This window comes from Cellulophaga geojensis KL-A, from assembly GCF_000568425.1.
Taxonomy (GTDB): Bacteria; Bacteroidota; Bacteroidia; order Flavobacteriales; family Flavobacteriaceae; genus Cellulophaga; species Cellulophaga lytica.
The window spans coordinates 1-813 of sequence record NZ_ARZX01000085.1 but is presented as its reverse complement, the minus strand read 5'-3'; the positions used below and the strand labels follow the sequence as shown (position 1 = coordinate 813).

Annotated in this window: 1 protein-coding gene; it reads right to left on the bottom strand. The window is 31.1% G+C overall.

The annotated features are described in order from the left end of the window. Positions 1-166 precede the first annotated feature (166 nt). Entirely contained in the window at positions 167-532 is a 366-nt protein-coding gene (locus tag KLA_RS17305; RefSeq protein WP_051456159.1) for a hypothetical protein, read from the bottom strand. Positions 533-813: the final 281 nt, after the last annotated feature.

Here is an 813-nt window from a genome sequence, read left to right as displayed (position 1 = left end):
TTTTAAATATGAGTAAGTAATTGTAGCTAACGGTTTCGTATAACCGTCAGTTACGGGATTAAAGTTAATGATTTTCGGTTAAGCACTGACGTTAGCAATTCCGAGTGGATTCGGACGTAGTCGAATCCGCCGTAATTGCGGTTATACATTGTTGTAAGTAGTTTTTTCATTCCGCAAGATTTGATTCAGCTATTCTTTTTATTGCGTTATTTATGTCGGATTCACTTTCCCAAACATCTACTTTGCTATTTTCCTTGTAATAGTTCTCAATGAATAATTCAGCAAATTGGTCAGTTGTCAATTCAGTTTCGCCATTCTTTGAGATTTCAGAATTCCGTAGCCATAAGTCCTTAATTGCAATTTCAATAGTTTCTGATAAATTTAGAACTTTTTTTACCGTTTTTTTCCAGTCATTAAAGTCAGTAGAAAATACTTTGTCCAAATTCATATTTTCTATCAATTCATTTTTTTCGGTCGGTAATTCTTTCAGAGTATCTAATATAAAGGCTTTAAAAAATATGTCAATACTCATTAATTCTAAATTTTAATTCCAAATAACACGATGAAAGCGAATATTACACAAATGATGGAAAAGACTCTGAAAAAGATTTTCATTCCTTTAAAAATTCCAGGTGCTTTCTCAACTAATTTCGGGTTATGTTTATTATGAAATTTTAATTGGAACTTTACAATTATTGGTCCAATGAACCAAAAAAGTAAAGCTGCTAAAATGAAAAATAATGTTGGCTTTAAATTGTCCATTACTGTGTGTCAAAATTACTTACAACGGTAGGTATAACCGAAGTTACGGGA

What these genes read in the sequence shown, in the direction of transcription:
- KLA_RS17305 (WP_051456159.1), bottom strand. Translation starts at nt 532, where the DNA reads ATGAGTATTGACATATTTTTTAAAGCCTTTATATTAGATACTCTGAAA.